This is a genomic window from Lutimaribacter pacificus, assembly GCF_900142185.1.
Taxonomy (GTDB): Bacteria; Pseudomonadota; Alphaproteobacteria; order Rhodobacterales; family Rhodobacteraceae; genus Lutimaribacter; species Lutimaribacter pacificus.
Genome location: NZ_FQZZ01000001.1, coordinates 1,202,841 through 1,217,192, shown reverse-complemented (window position 1 = coordinate 1,217,192; position 14,352 = coordinate 1,202,841). Strand labels below are relative to the sequence as shown.

At 67.8% G+C, this 14,352-nt stretch carries 10 protein-coding genes; 6 read left to right on the top strand and 4 right to left on the bottom strand.

Features of this window, described 5'->3' with window-relative positions; genetic code table 11:
* Window positions 1–208: 208 nt before the first annotated feature.
* The gene (locus tag F3H87_RS05950) at window positions 209–3,826 is read right to left on the bottom strand and encodes an efflux RND transporter permease subunit (RefSeq protein ID WP_149785971.1); all 3,618 of its coding nucleotides are present in this window, start codon (window positions 3,824–3,826) and stop codon (window positions 209–211) included.
* Window positions 3,823–5,058, bottom strand: a complete 1,236-nt coding sequence (locus F3H87_RS05945) for an efflux RND transporter periplasmic adaptor subunit (protein ID WP_149785972.1) — start codon at window positions 5,056–5,058, stop codon at window positions 3,823–3,825. The genes F3H87_RS05950 and F3H87_RS05945 overlap by 4 nt, the downstream gene beginning before the upstream one ends.
* Before the next feature lie 233 nt (window positions 5,059–5,291).
* On the opposite strand from F3H87_RS05945, the gene F3H87_RS05940 reads away from it, so the two are divergent.
* From F3H87_RS05940 to F3H87_RS05925, 4 genes are all read left to right on the top strand, one after another.
* On the top strand, window positions 5,292–5,978 hold the full coding sequence (locus F3H87_RS05940) for a tetratricopeptide repeat protein (protein ID WP_149785973.1): 687 nt from the start codon (window positions 5,292–5,294) through the stop codon (window positions 5,976–5,978).
* Between the two features lie 21 nt (window positions 5,979–5,999).
* Window positions 6,000–7,313: a PQQ-like beta-propeller repeat protein gene (locus F3H87_RS05935; RefSeq protein ID WP_223227969.1), complete on the top strand. Its 1,314-nt coding sequence runs from the start codon at window positions 6,000–6,002 to the stop codon at window positions 7,311–7,313.
* A gap of 50 nt (window positions 7,314–7,363) precedes the next feature.
* Entirely contained in the window at window positions 7,364–8,824 is a 1,461-nt protein-coding gene (gene der, locus F3H87_RS05930; protein WP_149785974.1) for a ribosome biogenesis GTPase Der, read from the top strand.
* A gap of 262 nt (window positions 8,825–9,086) precedes the next feature.
* Window positions 9,087–10,082, top strand: a complete 996-nt coding sequence (locus tag F3H87_RS05925; protein WP_149785975.1) for a fatty acid desaturase — start codon at window positions 9,087–9,089, stop codon at window positions 10,080–10,082.
* Between the two features lie 137 nt (window positions 10,083–10,219).
* On the opposite strand, the gene F3H87_RS05920 is transcribed toward F3H87_RS05925, so the two are convergent.
* Together F3H87_RS05920 and mazG are read right to left on the bottom strand one after the other, a co-directional pair.
* Complete coding sequence (locus tag F3H87_RS05920; RefSeq protein WP_149785976.1) at window positions 10,220–11,233, bottom strand: Fe(3+) ABC transporter substrate-binding protein; 1,014 nt, start codon at window positions 11,231–11,233, stop codon at window positions 10,220–10,222.
* An 81-nt stretch (window positions 11,234–11,314) separates the two neighbouring features.
* Complete coding sequence (gene mazG / locus F3H87_RS05915) at window positions 11,315–12,142, bottom strand: nucleoside triphosphate pyrophosphohydrolase (RefSeq protein ID WP_149785977.1); 828 nt, start codon at window positions 12,140–12,142, stop codon at window positions 11,315–11,317.
* A gap of 63 nt (window positions 12,143–12,205) precedes the next feature.
* Between mazG and F3H87_RS05910 the strand changes: the two genes are divergently transcribed.
* Together F3H87_RS05910 and speB are read left to right on the top strand one after the other, a co-directional pair.
* Entirely contained in the window at window positions 12,206–13,372 is a 1,167-nt protein-coding gene (locus tag F3H87_RS05910; protein WP_149785978.1) for a M20 aminoacylase family protein, read from the top strand.
* A 3-nt stretch (window positions 13,373–13,375) separates the two neighbouring features.
* Window positions 13,376–14,344, top strand: a complete 969-nt coding sequence (gene speB, locus F3H87_RS05905) for an agmatinase (protein ID WP_149785979.1) — start codon at window positions 13,376–13,378, stop codon at window positions 14,342–14,344.
* Window positions 14,345–14,352 lie beyond the last annotated feature (8 nt).

Below are 14,352 nucleotides of genomic sequence, written 5' to 3'. Positions count from 1 at the left end.
CAACAGAGGGCATCGCATGGCCGCGGTCGGGCGATCCTGCCTCTGTGGCTGCCACTTTATCGCACAGCCACTTCCTACCCTGAAACGTGGCACTTGCGGCAGCCAATCGCCCGGCCGGGGGGGGGCGGCCGTGCGATGCCCGGGCCGCTGCGCGGCTGTTCCGGGCAGGGGGTGACCGCTCAACCGCGAAACACCCCCCGCCAGCGCCTCACTCGGCGGCCTTGAGCGGCGATGACGCCGGGGGCGTGGCGGCGGTGGGTGCCGCGTCCTCGTCCCAGACGATCTCGGGCGCCCTGATCCGGCGCGCGGCGCGGCGCAGCGCCCAGTCCTGCGCGGCGCGGCTGGACCTGCCCTTGGTGAGCATCGCGAACACCCGGCCAAGCGCGCGGACATAGGTCGAGAACCAGACCCGCAGCGCCAGCAGCGACGGCGTGAAGACCAGCGTCAGCACAGTGGCGATGCCCAGCCCGAACACCACCGCCGTGGCCAGCTGTTTCCACCACAGCGCCGTGGGGCTGTCGAGCGCATAGCCGCCATTGATGAAATCGAGGCTGAGCCCCAGCATCATCGGCGCCAGCCCCGCCATCGTCGTCACCGTGGTCAGGAACACCGGGCGGATGCGATCCTCGGCGGTGCGGATGATCGCCTCGATCCGGGGCATGTAGCGGCTGTAATCCTGATAGGTGTCGATCAGCACGATGTTGTTGTTCACCACGATCCCGGCCAGCGCCACGATACCCGTGCCGGTCATGATGATCGAGAACGGCTGGTTCATCACCAGCATCCCGATCAGCACGCCGGTGGTCGACAGCACCACCGCGACCAGCACCAGCACCGCGTTGTAGAAGCTGTTGAACTGCGCCAGCAGGATGATGAACATCAGCCCCAGCGCGGCGCCGAAGGCCGATTGCAGGAAGGCCTGGCTTTCCTCCTGCATCTCCTGGTCGCCGGTCCATTCATAGTCGATACCGGGGGGCAGGGCGCCCGAGTCGAGCCATTCGGTCAGCGTTGCGATCCGCTCGTTCGCGGTGATCGGCACCTGCGTCTCGCTGCCATCGGCGGCGGTGACGGTCTTGGTCAGCCCGGCCGCTACCCCGGCCTTGATGTCGAAATAGCGTTTGCCGTCCACGCGCTTGATCTCGGCCAGTTTGGGCACCGGCTGGCGGGTGATGAAATTGGCCAGCGGCACCAGCCCGTCCTGCGTGCGCACCTTCAGGGTATCGAGGGTGGACAGCACGCGGTCGTCCTGCGGCAGGCGCACGCGGATATCTATCTCTTCGTCGGAGCTGTCGACGCGCATCGTATCGAGCAGGATGCCCCGCGTGACAAGCTGCACCATCGCGCCCACGGTGGCCACGTCGGCACCGAACCGGCCGGCCTTTTCCACGTCGACGTCGATCTGCCAGTCGATGCCGGGCAGGGGCAGGGTATCCTCGATCAGGGTCAGCCCCTCGGTTTCCTCGAACCTGGCGCGGGTCATGGCGGTGGCCTGCGTCAGCGCATCCCAGTCGTCGCCCTTGATGCGCAGGTGCACCGGCTTGGCCGAGGCCGGGCCGCGCGCCTGCGCCAGGATCTCGATCCTTATGCCGGGGATCTGTTCCAGTTTGGCGGTCAGGTCGTCGATCATCACGTCGCCGTCGAGCTGTTCCAGCGTCACCTCGCCCGCGTGGCTGGCGGCATAGGCGGGACGGTCCTCCCACGGGATGGTTTCGAACTGGACCTGCCCGATCGTGTCCAGCGGCGGCTGCGCGCCGCCTGTGTTGTTGTTCAGCCCGCCATCCCCGGCAAAGGCAAAGGCGTTCAGGATGCCGGGATGGGTCAGCACCACCTGTTCGGCCTGCGCCACCAGTGCATCCTTTTCCGCAAGGCTGAGATTGCCGCGCGCGCGGACATAGACGATGGCCTGCTCGGGCTCGGACTCGGTAAAGAACTCGACCCCGCGGTTGTTCTGCGCGAAATACATGAAGACGCTGACGACGAAGGCGATCACCGCGACGATGGTCACCAGCGGCATCACCGGGTTGGCCGCGATCATCGAGATCAGCCAGCCGAAAGGCGAGCGGCGCCGGCCCGCCTGCACCTGTCGCCGCCGCCATGTCACCTGCGCCGCGCTGAGCGTGATCGAGGCCGCGAAGGCCGCAAGGGCGAACAGGACGATGCCGGGCAGGGCGGCCAGCGGCCCCGACAGCGGGCTGGCCCCGCCGAAGGCCGAGAACAGGTAATCGGGGTTGATGACCTGCATCGCACCCAGGAACATCGCGTAAAGCGCCACCGGCACCAGCGCCGCGCGCAGCGCCCATGGGCTGTGGGCGCGCAGCCAGTCCGAGGCGCGGGTAAAGCTGCGGCTGATCCGGCCCGTCACCCCGCCCATCACCGGCAGGTAGATCAGCGCCACCACCAGCGAGGCCATCAGCACGAAGATCAGCGTGACCGGCAGCATCCCCATGAACTCGCCCGGCACGCCCGGCCAGAACAGCATCGGCATGAAGGCACAGAGCGTCGTCGCGGTCGAGCTGATGATCGGCCAGAACATCCGCTTGGCCGCCTCGACATAGGCGTGCATCGGGCCGGTGCCCTCGGATATCCGCTTGTCGGCGTATTCCACCACCACGATCGCGCCGTCCACCAGCATCCCCACCGCAAGGATCAGGCCGAACATCACGATGTTGGAAATCGTCACCCCCATCACCGCCAGCAGCACGAAGCACAACAGGAACGAGGTCGGGATCGCAAAGCCCACCAGCAGCGCCGCGCGGCTGCCGAGGCTGGCCAGCACCACGATCATCACCAGCGCGATGGCGGTCAGCACCGACCCTTCGAGCTGCGCCACCATCGAGGCGACGATGCGGCTCTGGTCGTTGGACGTGCCCACGTTCACCGTGGCGCGCAGATCCTCGGGGAAACTGGCATAGGCCTCGTCGACCACGCGCTGCACCTCGCTGGCGGTGTCGATCAGGTTGAACCCCTTGCGCTTGACCACCTGCAGCGCGACCGTGGGTTCGCCGTTGAACCGCGCGGTGCCGGTGCGATCCTCGAAGGTCAGGCGGATATCGGCCAGGTCGCCCAGCGTCACCACGCGGTCGCCATTGGTCTTGACCGGCAGCGAATAGATGTCGCGCGGCTCGTCGAAACTGCTGGGGATCTTGACGCTGAAGGTGCCCTGCGCGGTCTCGACCTCGCCGGCGGGCACCAGCAGGTTGTTGTTCTGCACCACGTTGATCAGCTCGCCCGCGGTGACGTTGTAGGCCTCCAGCCGCAGCGGGTCGATTACCACCTCGACCATCTCGTCGCGGTTGCCGGCGATCCCCGCCTCCAGCACGGCGTCCAGCGCCTCGACCCGGTCCTGCAGGTCCTTGGCGACCCGCGCCATGGTGCGTTCGGGCACCGCCCCCGTCAGGTTCACGATGACGATGGGAAATTCGCTGAAATTGATCTCGTTGATGGTGTATTTCTCGAACCCGTCGGGAAACTGGCCCTCGGCGGTGTTCATCGCCTCGCGCACATCGGCCATGACGCGCGACTTGTCCCAGCCGAATTCGAATTCCAGCGCGATCCCGGCATAGCCCTCGGCGGCGGTCGCGGTCATTTCCTTGAGCCCGTCGAGATCCGACAGCTCGGTTTCCATCGTCTTGATCAGCAGGCTTTCGGCATCCTCGGCCGAAATGCCGGGGAAGGGGACCGACACGAAAAGCGCGGGGATGTCGAGATCGGGCTCGCCCTCTTTCGGCAGGCCGGTATAGGCAAAGCCCCCCGCCAGCAGGCTGAGCGCGATGAACGCCAGCACCATCCGCGCGCGCGAGGCGGCCCAGTCGACGATCCCGCTCATTCGCCCGGCTCCCGGAAGGTGGGATCGACCAGCACGCCCGCGCGCACGTATTCCTGCCCGACCACGATCACCTGCGCCGCGTCGGGCAGGCCGGTGACCCAGACCCCCTCGGCGGTGTCGCGGATCAGGGTCAGGGGCGCGAACTCGACCCGGTTTTCCGCGCCCACGACCCGCACGCCAAGCGCACCGTCATCGTTCAGCGCCAGCGCCGATTGCGGCAGAAGATGCGCGTTGGCGCCATCGGCCTGGATCACGATCTCGGCGGTCTGGCCGTCGCGGATTTCCAGATCGCCGTTGGGCATGTCGATTTCCACAAGGAAGGTGCGCGTCACCGGATCGGCCGAACGCGACAGGAAGGTGACCCGCCCGCGCAATTCATGCCCGTCGCTCAGCCGTGCCCCGGCCAGCGCGCCGACCTCGACCCGGCCGATCTCGGTTTCCGGGATATAGCCCGTCACCTTGATCGGATCGAGCTGGATCACCGTGCCGCACAGCGATCCGGGCTGCATCAGGCTGCCCAGTTCCGCCGTGTCGCTTTCCAGCAGCCCGGCGAAGGGCGCGCTGATCGTCAGCCGCTCGATCTCTTTTCGTGCGGCGGCCAGCGCGGCCTCGGCCGATTGCACGCCGGATTTCACGGTTTCCAGCCCGGTGCGCGCGGATTCCACCGCCGCCTCGGCGGCGCTGACCGCCGCCTCGGTCGCGGCGACCCGCGTTTCCGAGGCAAAGCCGTCCTGCGACAGCCGCGCGGCAGCGGTCTGGTTCAGTTGCGCCTCGCGCAGCTGCGCCTCGGCCTGGGTCAGCCGGGCGCGGGCCTCGGGGGCGCGGGCGCGGGCCTCGGCCAGCCGGGCCTCGGCCTCGGCCAGCGCGGCCTCGCGCGTGCCCGGATCAATACGGCACAGGGTCTGGCCCCGGTCGACGAAGGCGCCCTTGCGCAGCGGCTCGGATACCACCTGGCCCGAGGTTTCGGCCCGCATCTCGACCTGCCGCGCGGCGCGGGTTTCGCCGCGCAGGATCACCGCGCTGTCGATCACCTGCGCGGTGGAGCGGATGGCCACCACCCTGACCGGCTTTTCCCCGGCCATCGCCTCGGCCGCGTCGGCGGGCGCGGCGGCCTGCGTGCTGTCTGTGACCTCGCCGCCGGTGGCGAAGGCGAACAGCGCGTCCCTCTCCATCACCAGCAGGTAAAGCACCGCGGTGACCACGATGGCGGTCAGAATGGGAATCGGGCGCATCAGGGCTCCTTTGCCTGCATCTTGCGTCGTGCCGTTTTCATACAGCCCCGCGTCACATTTGCAATCTTTGCGCGTCGTGGCGCGGTGACGCGGACTGAACCGATCGGTTCAAAATAGGGCCTCCCGTTCTCTTCTGCAAGAAAGCCGATGTCGCAGGCCCGCGAAAATCCACTGGGCCTTGGCAGGGCGATGGCGAGCGGATAAGAGGGGGGAAAGCAAGGCGAGGCACGGGCGTGAGCGAGACCGACAGTTTTATCGAGGAAGTGACCGAGGAAGTCCGGCGGGACAAGCTGTTTGCGATGTTCCGCCGCTATGGCTGGATCGGTGTCCTGGCGGTGCTGCTGATCGTCGGCGGCGCGGCCTGGAACGAATGGCGCAAGGCGCAGGACCGTGCCGCGGCCGAGGCGTTGGGCGATGCCATGATCGCCGCGCTCGAGGGCGACAACGCGCTGTCGCGCGCCGCCGCGCTGAGCGATGTGCCCGCCGAAGGGCCGGGGCAGGAGATGCTGGTCGCGCTGGCCCGCGCGGGCGAGCTGTCCGCGGGTGGCGACAACGCCGGCGCGGTGGCCGCGCTGCAACAGGTCGCGGCCAATGGCGACGTGCCGGAAATCTATCGCCGGATCGCGGGCTTTCGCGCCCTGACCCTGCAGACCGACATGCCGCCCGAGGAGCGCCGCCGCCAGTTCGAGGCGCTGTCCGGGCAGGGCGGTATCCTGCGGCTTCTGGCCGAGGAACAGATCGCCCTGATCGACATCGGCACCGGCGCGCGCGACGCCGCGCTCGACCGGCTGGGGCGCATCATGCAGGATGCCGAGGCGACCGCGGGCTTGCGCCGGCGCGCTTCCCAGTTGATTGTGGCGCTGGGGGGCGAGGTGCCGCAAATCGCCTCTGGCGTGGCGGACACGCCGGTGGAACAGTAACCGCAGCACCAGGACGGAACGATGGCAACAGCAAAGACCGGGTGGATGATCGGGATCGCGGGGGCGCTGCTCCTGTCGGCCTGCGCCGAAAAAGACGTGATCCTGCCCGGCCCGCGCGAGGATCTGCGCGCCGGCGATCCCGGGGCCGGGGCCGCGGCGCCGGTGGATGTCGCGGTGTCGCTGCCCGCCCAGCAGGTCAATTCCGACTGGGCGCAGGGCCATGGCACACCCGCCTTCCGCACCGATCACCCGGCGCTCGGCGCCGCGCCCGTGCGCGTCTGGAGCGCCGGTATCGGCGCGGGCGACACCCGCAAGGCCCGCATCACCGCCACCCCCGTGGTCGCGGGCGGGCGTATCTTCACCCTCGATTCGGGGGCGCAGGTGATGGCGCATGGCACCGATGGCAGCCGGCTCTGGGCGCAGGATCTGCTGCCCGCGCGCGAAAGCGAGGGGCAGGCCACCGGCGGCGGGCTGGCCTATGAGGGCGGGCGGCTTTACGTCTCGTCCGGCTTCGGCCTGCTCAGCGCGCTGGATGCCGAAACCGGCGCGGTGATCTGGCAGCAGAAGCTGAACGCCACCGGGTCGGGCACGCCGACTGTGGCGGGCGACCTTGTCTACCTGGTGTCGGGCGACGATACCGCCTGGGGCATCGAAAAGGACAATGGCCGCATCCGCTGGCAACTGGGCGCGGCACCCGACGTGGCGAACGTGCTGGGCGGGGCCGCCCCGGCGCTGACCGACCAGTTCGTCGTCTTTTCCTTCGGCGCGGGCGACCTGCAGGCGGCGTTCCGGCAGGGCGGGCTGCGGATGTGGAACGCCACGATCTCGGGGCAGCGCCGGTTCCGCGCCTCGGCCAAGGTGACCGATATCACCGGCGATCCGGTGATCGTGGGCGACAGCATCTATGTCGGCACCCATTCGGGCCGCACCGTGCGGCTGAACGCCGGCAACGGCGAACGCATCTGGACCGCCGACGAGGGCGCGATGGGCGCGGTCTGGGTCGCCGGCAATTCGGTCTTCCTGGTGAACGACCGGAACGAGCTTGTCCGCCTGAACGCCGAGGACGGCGCGCTGGTGTGGAAAAAGGATCTGCCGCGCTTTACCCGCAACCGGCCCAAGCGGCAGGTCGCGGTCTATGCCCATTATGGCCCCGTGGTGGCCGGCGGGCGCGTCGTCGTGGCCTCGAACGACGGGGCGCTGCGGTTCTTCGACCCGGCCTCGGGCGAGCTGGTCTATGAAACCGAGGTGCCCGGCGGCGCCACCACCGCGCCCGTGGTGGTGAACCGCACGCTGTACGTCGTGGGCACGCGCGGGCAACTCCACGCTTTCCGTTGACCGCCAATTCCTGTATCGCGGCGGCCTGACACCGCTGGAGCGACAAGATCATGAGTTTCACACTCGCCATCGTGGGGCGCCCGAACGTGGGCAAGTCCACGCTGTTCAACCGCCTCGTGGGCAAGCGGCTGGCGCTGGTCGACGACCAGCCGGGCGTCACGCGCGACCTGCGCGAAGGCGCGGCGCGGCTGGGCGATCTGCGCTTTACCGTGATCGACACCGCCGGGCTTGAGGATGCGACCGACGACAGCCTGCAGGGCCGGATGCGGCGGCTGACCGAGCGCGCGGTGGACATGGCCGATGTCTGCCTGTTCATGATCGACGCGCGCACCGGCATCACCCCCACCGACCAGATCTTTGCCGAGATCCTGCGAAAGCGCGCCAAACACGTGATCCTGGCCGCCAACAAGGCCGAGGGCCGCGCCGCCGACGCCGGCGTGATCGAGGCCTACAGCCTTGGCCTGGGCGAGCCGCTGCGCCTGTCGGCCGAACATGGCGAGGGGCTGGGCGACCTGCTGGCCGAGCTGATGCCGCTGGCCGCCGAGTTCGAGGAACAGGCCGAGGAAACCGCCCCCGAAACCGACGTCACGCTGAGCGAGGAAGAGGCCGATGAAGGCATCGCCGATTTGCGCTGGCCGACGCCGGAAAAGCCCATGCAGATCGCCGTGGTGGGCCGCCCCAACGCGGGAAAATCGACCCTGATCAACAAGTTGCTGGGCGAAGATCGCCTGCTGACCGGCCCCGAGGCGGGGATCACCCGCGATGCGATCTCGCTCCAGGTCGACTGGGACGGGCTGCCGGTGCGGATCTGGGACACCGCCGGGATGCGCAAGAAGGCGCGCGTGCAGGACAAGGTGGAAAAGCTGTCGGTCGCCGACGGGCTGCGCGCGGTCAAGTTCGCCGAGGTGGTGATCGTGCTGCTGGACGCGGCGATCCCCTTCGAACAGCAGGATTTGCGCATCGCCGACCTTGCCGAACGCGAAGGGCGCGCCGTGGTGGTGGCGGTGAACAAGTGGGATGTCGAGGACGAGAAACAGCAAAAGCTGCGCGAGTTGAAAGAGGCCTTCGCCCGGCTGCTGCCGCAACTGCGCGGCGCACCGCTGGTCACCGTCTCGGCGAAGACGGGCCGGGGCCTCGACCGGCTGCGCGAGGCGGTGGAACGCGCCTACACGATCTGGAACACCCGCGTGCCGACCGCGCAGCTGAACCGCTGGCTGACCGGCATGGTCGAGGCGCACCCGCCCCCCGCGCCGCAGGGCCGCCGGATCAAGCTGCGCTACATGACGCAGGCCAAGACGCGGCCGCCGGGATTCGTGGTGATGTGCAGCCATCCCGACAGGATGCCCGACAGCTACACCCGCTACCTGGTCAACGGGTTGCGCGAGGCGTTCGACATGCCCGGCACGCCGATCCGGCTCTACATGCGGGGGCAGGGCGAGCGGAACCCCTATAAGGGACGGCGGGAAAAGAACGCCGGGGCGCTGAAAAAACACCTGAAGAAGAAGGGGTAGCCCCGGTCGGGCGCACCCCTTTCGATCGACCGCGACAGAGAGCGATGCCCGGGCCGCTGCGCGGCTGGTCCGGGCGGGGTGCCTCCCCTGCCTCAATTCCATCCCCCACGCCGCTGAAACAATCATGTCCCCGCCGGTGGGGCGGCTCCCGGCACGCGGGGGGTTGATCGCAGCGCCCTGCGGTCAATATCCTGTGACACGAGTGTTTTACCCTGCGCCGGGGCCGGGCCGACCGGCTTGCCGACGCAACCGAGGGACGAAAATGGACATCAAACGCATCCGCGCCTTCACCCATGGCTATACCGACAAGGACGACCGCCTTGCCGCGCTCAGCTATTTCGGGACGTTCGCCGTCTATTTCGCGGCGCTGATCCTGGGGACATGGGCTGCGACGCGGCTCCACTGGCTGGCGGCGCTGCCCTTCGTGGTGGTGCTGGGCTTTGCCTCGGTCCGGCTTTACGTGCTGCAGCACGATTGCGGCCATGCCTCGCTGTTCTCGCGGCGGCGCTGGAACGACCGGGCGGGCGAGGGGCTGTCGGTGTTCACGCTGACGCCCTATGCGGTGATGCGCCACAATCACAACCTGCACCACGCCCATGTCGGCAACCTGGATTTCCGCGAGGATGGCGAGGTCTATACCATGACGCTGGCCGAATGGCAGCGCGCGGGCCGGGCCGAGCGGCTGGTCTATCGCATCTACCGCAACCCGGTGCTGCTGCTGGGGCTGGGCGGGCTTTACACCTATTTCATCCGCTACCGCTGGCCCCGCAACACGCAGGCCGTGGGCGTTGCGGGCGTGATGGCGCATAACGCGCTGGTGCTGGGCTGGTTCGCGCTGGTCTGGGCGCTTGGCGGCTGGGCCGGACTGGCGGTGCTGTTGTCCTCGGCCGTGCTGGCGGGGGTGATCGGGGTGTTCCTCGTCTACCTGCAGCACAATTTCGAGGACACCCACTGGGACCGCCGCCCCGAGCTGAACCCGCAGATCGCCGCGCTGCAAGGCTCGTCCTGCCTGAATCTCGGGCATTGGTGGGATATCGGCACCGGCAATATCGCCTATCACGACATCCACCATTTCAACCCGCGCATCCCCAGCTACCGGCTGCGCAAATGCCATTTCGCGCTGGATGCCATCGCGCCCATGCGCCGCATCGGCTGGGCCGAGGCGCTGGCCTCGTTCCGGCTCAAGCTCTGGGACGAAGAGGCCGGGCGGCTGGTGCCGTTCCCGGCCCGGTCGCAGGAACGGGCGGCGGCGGCCTGATACGGCAATGGCGGGAACGAGGGGGCGCTGCCCCCTCGCGCTCCCTTGGGATATTTCCCGAGAGAGGAAACACAAGGGCATGAAAAACCCCGCAGGTCAGGGACTTGCGGGGCTTTCTTCTTGCGGATACGTGGCGGTCAGCCGTCGAAATCCACCGTTTCGACCAGCCTCAGCGCGGCGGGGCGCAGCTTGGCCAGGTCCATCAGGTTGGTGTCGTCGGCGGTGAAGCTGCCCCAGCTCTGCACCAGCGCGTCGGCCTCGGTGCCCGGGGCGATGGGGTATTCGTAGTTCGCCTCGGCATAGATCTGCTGCGCCTTGGGCGAGGTCAGGAATTCCATCATCTTCAGCGCGTTGTCGCGGTTCGGCGCGGCCTTGGTCATCGCCACGCCCGAGATGTTCACATGCGCGCCGCCCTCTTCGAAGACGGGAAAGACGATGTTGACCGAGTCGGCCCAGGCCTTCTGCTCGTCATCCTTCAGCATCGCGCCCATGTAATAGGTATTGCCCAGGCTGATATCGCATTCGCCGGCCCAGATCGCCTTGACCTGCGCGCGGTCGTTGCCCTGCGGCTTGCGGGCGAGGTTCGCCTTGACGCCTTCGAGCCACTCTTTCGTGTAATCCTCGCCATGGTGGTGGATCATCGCCGATACCAGCGCCACGTTATAGGGATGCGTGCCCGAGCGGGTGCAGATCCGGCCCTGCCATTTGGGATCGGCCAGATCCTCATAGGTGGTGACCTCGCCCCCGGCCACGCGCTCCTTGCTGGCATAGACCACGCGGGCGCGGGTGGTCAGGCCCCACCAGTGGCCTTCGGGATCGTGATAGGCGGCGGGCACGTTGGCGCTGAGGGCGGCGCTTTCCACCGGCTGCGTCAGCCCGGCCTCGACCACCGCGGCCAGGCGCGAGATGTCGACGGTAAACACCAGGTCGGCGGGCGAGCGGTCGCCCTCGGCCTGCAGCCGTTCGACCATCCCCTTGTCGAGATGGGCGACGTTGACGCGGATGCCGGTTTCCTCGGTAAAGGCATCGGTCAGCGGCTTGAGCAGTTCGGGCTGGCGATAGGAATAAAGGTTGACCTCCTGGGCCAGCGCGGGCGCTGCGATCGCGGCGATCAGTGCGCCGGCGGCGAATGTGCGGAACGGTGCGGACATGGGGGCTCCTGTCATGGTTCGCTGTTTCGACTGCCCCATTTATCCGAGTAATTTTGTCGGAACAATACCCGATTTTTCCGCTCAGCTACTATGTCGCGCCTTGTCCTCGGCCTTGGCGCGATCCCACAGCGCGTCCATCTCGGCCAGGTCGGACTGTTCGGGCGTCTTGCCGTCCTCGGCCAGCAGCGCCTCGATCCGGGCGAAACGGCGGGTGAATTTCGCGTTGGCGCGGCGCAGCGCGGCCTCGGGCTCCACGCCCAGGTGGCGGGCGAGGTTGGCCATCACGAACAGCAGATCGCCCATTTCCTCTTCGATCTGGTCGGGGCCCAGCTCGTCGCGGGCCTCTTCCAGTTCGCGGGCCTCTTCCACGATCTTGTCCAGCACATGCGCGGTGTGCGGCCAGTCAAAGCCCACGCGCGCCGCGCGTTTCTGCAGCTTGTGGGCGCGCAGCAGGGCGGGCAGGCCGGGGGCCACGCCGTCCAGCACGCCGGTCTGCGCCTTGGCCGCGCGCTCGGCGGCCTTGATCGCCTCCCAGTCGCGTGTCTGCTGTTCGGCGGATTTGTCGCGGCTTTCCGCGCCGAACACGTGCGGGTGGCGTGCGACCATCTTGTCCGACATGGTGTCGGCCACCTCGTCGAAGGTGAACAGCCCCGCCTCGGCCGCCATCTGCGCGTGAAAGACCGACTGGAACAGCAGGTCGCCCAGCTCGCCCTTGAGCTCGTCCCAGGCCTGCCGGTTTATGGCATCGGCCACCTCATAGGCCTCTTCGATGGTGTAGGGCGCGATGCTGGCGAATGTCTGTTCGATATCCCACGGGCAGCCGGTTTGCGGGTCGCGCAACCGGCGCATGATTTCCAGCAGGCGCGGCATTCCGCCATGCGGTTCGTGGATCAGCGCGTCATCGGGCATTGCGGTGCTTTCGTTATTGCGGTTTGCTGCGACAGTGCGAAACCCTGCCACCGGAGTCCACCCATGCCCGTCATCAACCGCATCGCCGCCTATGCCGAGGATATGGCGCAATGGCGTCAGCACCTGCACGCCCATCCCGAACTGGGGTTCGACTGTCACGAAACGGCCGGCTTCGTCGTGGAGCGGCTGAAGGAATTCGGGATCACCGACATTCACACCGGCATCGCGCAATCCGGCGTGGTGGCGATCGTCGAGGGCCGGGGCGAGGGGCCCACGATCGGGTTGCGGGCCGACATGGATGCGCTGCCGATTGCCGAGGAAACCGGGCTGCCCTATGCCTCGACCGTGCCGGGGCGGATGCATGCCTGTGGCCATGACGGGCACACCACCATGCTGCTGGGCGCGGCGAAATACCTGGCCGAGACACGCAATTTCACCGGCCGCGTGGCGCTGATCTTTCAGCCCGCCGAAGAGGATGGCGGCGGCGGCGGCGTGATGGTGGACGAAGGCATCATGGACCGTTTCGATATCGCGCAGGTCTATGGCATCCACAACGCGCCGGGCCTGCCCGAGGGGCATTTCTCGACCGCGCCGGGGCCGCTGCTGGCGGCGGTGGATACGTTCAACATCCATATCCGGGGCCTTGGCGGCCATGGCGCGATGCCGCATGAAACCCGCGATCCGGTGGTGGCGGCGCTGGCCATCGCACAGGGCATCCAGACGATCAGCAGCCGCAACCATTACGCGCTGGACGACCTTGTGATCTCGGTCACGCAGATCCATGCCGGGTCGGCCGAGAATATCGTGCCGGAAACCGCCTATCTGGGCGGCACCGTGCGCACCTTCGACCCGGAGGTGCAGAAGATGGTGCAGCGGCGCATGACGCAGATCGTCGAGGGCACGGCCGCCGCCTATGACGTGGATGCCGAGCTGGATTACCAGGTCTGGTACCCGGCCACGGTGAACCATGCCGGCAAGACCGCCTTTGCCGCCGAAATCGCGCGCGAGGTATCGGGCGACGGCAATGTCGAGGATGACGTGACCCGCGAAATGGGGGCCGAGGATTTTTCCTATATGCTGCAGGCCCGCCCCGGAGCGTTCCTGTTCCTTGGGCAGGGCGCGGGCGCGGGGCTGCATCAGGCGGGGTATAACTTCAACGACGCGGTGGCGCCGGTGGGCGCCTCGTTCTTTGCGCGGCTGGTCGAACGCGCGCAGCCGGTGCAGGGGTAGGCAATGTCGCTGGAAGACGCGAAAAACCAGGTGGATCAGGCATTTACGCGGCAGAATTTACGCGGCCCGAGCTATGAGAACACCTTTGGCGGGGCCACGTCCTTTCTGCGGCGGCGCTATACCAAGGACCTGGCAGGCGTCGATCTGGCGGTTACCGGCGTGCCCTTCGACCAGGCGGTGACGAACCGGCCCGGCACGCGGCTGGGGCCGCGTGCGATCCGCGAGGCGAGCGCGCTGCAATCGCCCGATGCGCCTTATGGCTGGGGCTATGACCCGATGAGCGAGTTTGCTATCGCCGATTATGGTGATCTTGCCTTTGATTACGCGGACGTGCCGGCCTTTCCGGCGGCTCTGCAGGCCCATATCGCCGGTATCCTGAACGCCGGGGCGGCATCGGTGACGCTGGGCGGGGATCATTCGATAACACTTGCGATTCTAAAGGCTTACGCGGCAAAGTTCGGGCCGCTTTCGGTGCTGCAATTCGACGCCCATACCGACACATGGGCCGACGACAACATGGACCGGGTGGATCACGGCACCTTCATGTACAAGGCGGTGAAGCTGGGGATCGTCGATCCCGCGCGCTCGGTCCAGGTGGGGATACGCACCGACAACCCCGACACGATGGGGTTTCACATCATCGACGCGCCGCGCGTGCATGAGATCGGAAACCGCGCGGTTTGCGACGAGATCCGTGCGGTTCTGGGCGATCATCCGACCTATGTGACGTTCGATATCGACTGCCTCGACCCGGCCTTCGCGCCGGGCACGGGCACGCCGGTCTGGGGCGGGCTGAGCAGCGCGCAGGCCGCCGCGATCCTGCGCGGCATTCGCGGGATCGACGTGCTGGGTGGCGACGTGGTCGAGGTTTCGCCGCCCTTCGACACCACCGGCGCCACGGCGATCGCGGGCGCGCATGTGGCGATGGAGCTGATCTGCCTCTGGGGCTGGACCCGGCGGGCGCAAACATAGGAGATGCG